Source organism: Pseudomonas sp. MD195_PC81_125, assembly GCF_014060985.1.
Taxonomy (GTDB): Bacteria; Pseudomonadota; Gammaproteobacteria; order Pseudomonadales; family Pseudomonadaceae; genus Aquipseudomonas; species Aquipseudomonas parakoreensis.
In genome coordinates this window covers 1-3671 of sequence record NZ_JABULD010000181.1, presented here as the reverse complement: position 1 = coordinate 3671, position 3671 = coordinate 1, and the positions used below count along the sequence as shown (strand labels likewise).

2 protein-coding genes and 1 pseudogene are annotated in these 3671 nt (G+C 63.2%); all 3 read left to right on the top strand.

The genetic code is table 11. The annotated features are described in order from the left end of the window. Positions 1 to 145 precede the first annotated feature (145 nt). Complete coding sequence (aruF, locus tag HT737_RS07860) at positions 146 to 1165, top strand: arginine/ornithine succinyltransferase subunit alpha (protein ID WP_025112905.1); 1020 nt, start codon at positions 146 to 148, stop codon at positions 1163 to 1165. A gap of 51 nt (positions 1166 to 1216) precedes the next feature. Continuing rightward, positions 1217 to 2242, top strand: coding sequence for an arginine N-succinyltransferase (gene astA, locus HT737_RS07855; protein WP_086794680.1), 1026 nt, complete (start codon positions 1217 to 1219; stop codon positions 2240 to 2242). After that, positions 2239 to 3671: pseudogene (gene astD / locus HT737_RS07850) on the top strand (succinylglutamate-semialdehyde dehydrogenase); the annotation flags it as partial. The gene astA and the pseudogene astD, both read left to right, overlap by 4 nt.

Sequence of the window (3671 nt, the reverse complement as noted above, 5' to 3'; positions counted from 1 at the left end):
TCCCCCGATGGGCTGCGCAGCAGCCCCAAGCTTTTTGAGGGCCGCTACGCGCCCCATCGGGGATAAATCCCCTCACCACAAAAGCCCGCTTCCACAGTCTCCGGTGTTTTTTCAGTAAATTTTTATAAGAGAAAGGAGTGACACCATGCTGGTGATGCGCCCTGCGCAAATGGCTGATCTGGGCGAGGTACAGCGTCTGGCTGCGGATAGCCCGATTGGTGTCACTTCCTTGCCGGATGACGTGGAACGTCTGAGCGACAAGATCGCTGCAAGCGAAGCCTCGTTTGCTGCCGAAGTGAGCTTCAACGGTGAAGAGAGCTACTTCTTTGTTCTTGAAGACACCGCCACCGGCAAACTGGTCGGCTGCTCGGCTATTGTCGCCTCGGCCGGTTACTCGGAGCCGTTCTACAGCTTCCGCAACGAGACCTTCGTCCACGCCTCCCGCGAGCTGAAGATCCACAACAAGATCCACGTGCTTTCGCAATGCCACGACCTGACCGGCAACAGCTTGCTGACCAGTTTCTACGTGCAGCGTGAACTGGTGGGGTCGCCGTGGGCCGAGCTCAACTCCCGTGGTCGCCTGCTGTTCGTTGCCAGCCACCCGGAGCGTTTCGCCGATTCGGTGGTGACCGAGATTGTCGGCTACAGCGACGAGAACGGCGACTCGCCATTCTGGGATGCAATCGGTCGCAACTTCTTCGACCTCAACTACGCCGAGGCCGAGCGCCTGTGTGGCCTGAAGAGTCGCACGTTCCTCGCCGAACTGATGCCGCATTACCCGATCTACGTGCCGCTGTTGCCGGATTCCGCGCAAGAAGCGATGGGCCAGGTGCACCCGCGTGCGCAGATCACCTTCGACATCCTGATGCGCGAAGGCTTCGAGACTGATCACTACATCGACATTTTCGACGGTGGCCCGACCCTGCATGCACGTGTTTCGGGGATCCGTTCGATCGCCCAGAGCCGTGTGGTGCCGGTGAAGATCGGCGAGCCGGTCAAAGGTGCCGGGCGCCAGTATCTGGTGGCCAACGCGCAGTTGCAGGATTACCGCGCGGTGCTGCTGGAACTCGATTACGCGCCGGGCAAACCGGTGACCCTGGATCTGGAAGCAGCCGAAGCCCTGGGCGTCGGTGAAGGTGCCAGCGTGCGCCTGGTGGCGGTTTAACGCCTTAGCGAGTTTCACGGGTGGCGAAGGCGGCCCGTTTGAGGAGATAGCATGATTGTTCGTCCCGTACGCAGCAGCGATTTATCCGCGCTGATCGACCTGGCCCGCAGCACCGGCACCGGCCTGACCACGTTGCCGGCCAACGAAGAACGCCTGACCCACCGGGTCGGCTGGGCCGAGAAGACCTTTCGCGGCGAAGCCGGTCGTGGCGACGCGGACTACCTGTTCGTGCTCGAAGACGACAACGGTCGCGTGGTGGGGATTTCCGCCATCGCCGGCGCGGTCGGTCTGCGTGAGCCGTGGTACAACTTCCGCGTCGGCCTGACCGTCAGCGCCTCGCAAGAACTGAACATTTATCGCGAGATTCCGACGCTGTTCCTCGCCAACGACCTGACCGGCAACTCCGAGCTGTGCTCGCTGTTCCTGCACGCCGATTACCGCACGGGGCTGAACGGCCGCATGCTGTCCAAGGCGCGCATGCTGTTCATCGCCGAGTTTCCGGAACTGTTCGGCAACAAGATCATCGCCGAGATGCGCGGCGTCTCCGATGAAGCCGGTCGTTCGCCGTTCTGGGAAAGCCTCGGTCGGCACTTCTTCAAGATGGAATTCAGCCAGGCCGACTACCTGACCGGCGTCGGCAACAAGGCGTTCATCGCCGAACTGATGCCGAAATTCCCGCTGTACACCTGCTTCCTGTCGCCGGATGCGCGCAACGTCATCGGTCAGGTGCACCCGGACACCGAGCCGGCGCTGGCGATGCTCAAGAGCGAAGGTTTCAGCTATCAGGGCTACGTCGATATCTTCGATGCCGGCCCGGCCATCGAGTGCGAAACCAGCAAGATCCGCGCAGTCCGCGACAGTGAAGCGCTGGTGCTGGCGATCGGTACGCCGGGCGAAGACGCCACGCCGTTCATCATCCATAACCGCAAACGCGAAGACTGCCGCATCACGGCTGCCCCGGCCCGTCTGGCCGCCGGCACGCTGGTGGTCGATCCGCTGACCGCCAAACGTCTTCAACTCAACGCCGGCGATCAAGTGCGCGCCGTGGCGTTGTCTGCTGCTCGGGAGTCGAAATAATGAATTCGCTATACATCGCAGGTGAATGGCTGGCCGGTCAGGGCGAAGCCTTCCAGTCGCTGAACCCGGTGACCCAGCAAGTGCTGTGGTCGGGGGAGGGCGCCAGCGTCGCTCAGGTCGAGTCCGCCGTGCAGGCGGCGCGTCAGGCCTTTCCGGGTTGGGCGCGGCGTTCGCTGGATGAGCGCATCAGCGTCCTCGAAGCCTTTGCCGCCGCCCTGAAAAACCACAGCGACGAACTGGCCCGCACCATCGGCGAGGAAACCGGCAAGCCCCTGTGGGAAGCCGCGACCGAAGTCACCAGCATGGTCAACAAGATTGCGATCTCGGTGCAGAGCTACCGCGAACGTACCGGCGAGAAGAGCGGCCCGCTGGGCGACGCCACCGCCGTGTTGCGCCACAAGCCGCACGGTGTGGTGGCGGTGTTCGGCCCTTACAACTTCCCGGGCCACTTGCCGAACGGCCACATCGTGCCGGCGCTGCTGGCCGGTAACAGCGTGCTGTTCAAGCCAAGCGAGCTGACGCCGAAAGTCGCCGAGCTGACGGTCAAGTGCTGGATCGAAGCCGGTCTGCCGGCCGGCGTGTTGAACCTGCTGCAAGGCGCTCGCGAAACCGGTATCGCCCTGGCGGCGAACCCGGGCATCGACGGTCTGTTCTTCACCGGCTCGAGCCGTACCGGCAATCACCTGCACCAGCAGTTTGCCGGGCGTCCGGACAAGATCCTCGCGCTGGAAATGGGCGGCAACAATCCGCTGGTGGTCGATCAGGTCGCTGATCTGGACGCAGCCGTTTACACGATCATTCAGTCGGCCTTCATCTCCGCCGGCCAGCGCTGCACGTGCGCGCGTCGTCTGCTGGTGCCGCAAGGCGCGTGGGGCGACAGCCTGCTCAAGCGTCTGGTGGACGTCAGCGCGACCCTCGAAGTCGGTGCGTTCGATCAACAGCCGGCGCCGTTCATGGGCTCGGTGATTTCCCTTGGCGCGGCGAAAGCGCTGATGGATGCCCAGCAACATCTGCTGGCCAATGGCGCGGTGTCGCTGCTGGCGATGACGCAGCCACAAGCGCAATCGGCCTTGCTGACCCCGGGCATTCTTGATGTGACCGCGGTGGCCGAGCGTCCGGATGAAGAATTGTTCGGCCCGTTGCTGCAAGTGATCCGCTACGCCGATTTCGCTGCGGCGATCGCTGAGGCCAACGATACCGCTTATGGCCTGGCGGCTGGCTTGCTGTCGGATTCCGAAGATCGCTATCAGCAGTTCTGGCTGGAAAGCCGCGCCGGTATCGTCAACTGGAACAAACAGCTGACCGGTGCCGCGAGCAGCGCGCCGTTCGGCGGTGTCGGCGCTTCGGGCAACCATCGCGCCAGTGCTTACTACGCGGCGGATTACTGCGCGTACCGGTGGCCTCGCTGGAAACCCCGAGCCTGACGTTG

Excerpts from the sequence above, each read along its gene's own strand:
- aruF (WP_025112905.1), top strand. The coding sequence starts at position 146 with ATGCTGGTGATGCGCCCTGCGCAAATGGCTGATCTGGGCGAGGTACAG.
- astA (WP_086794680.1), top strand. The coding sequence starts at position 1,217 with ATGATTGTTCGTCCCGTACGCAGCAGCGATTTATCCGCGCTGATCGAC.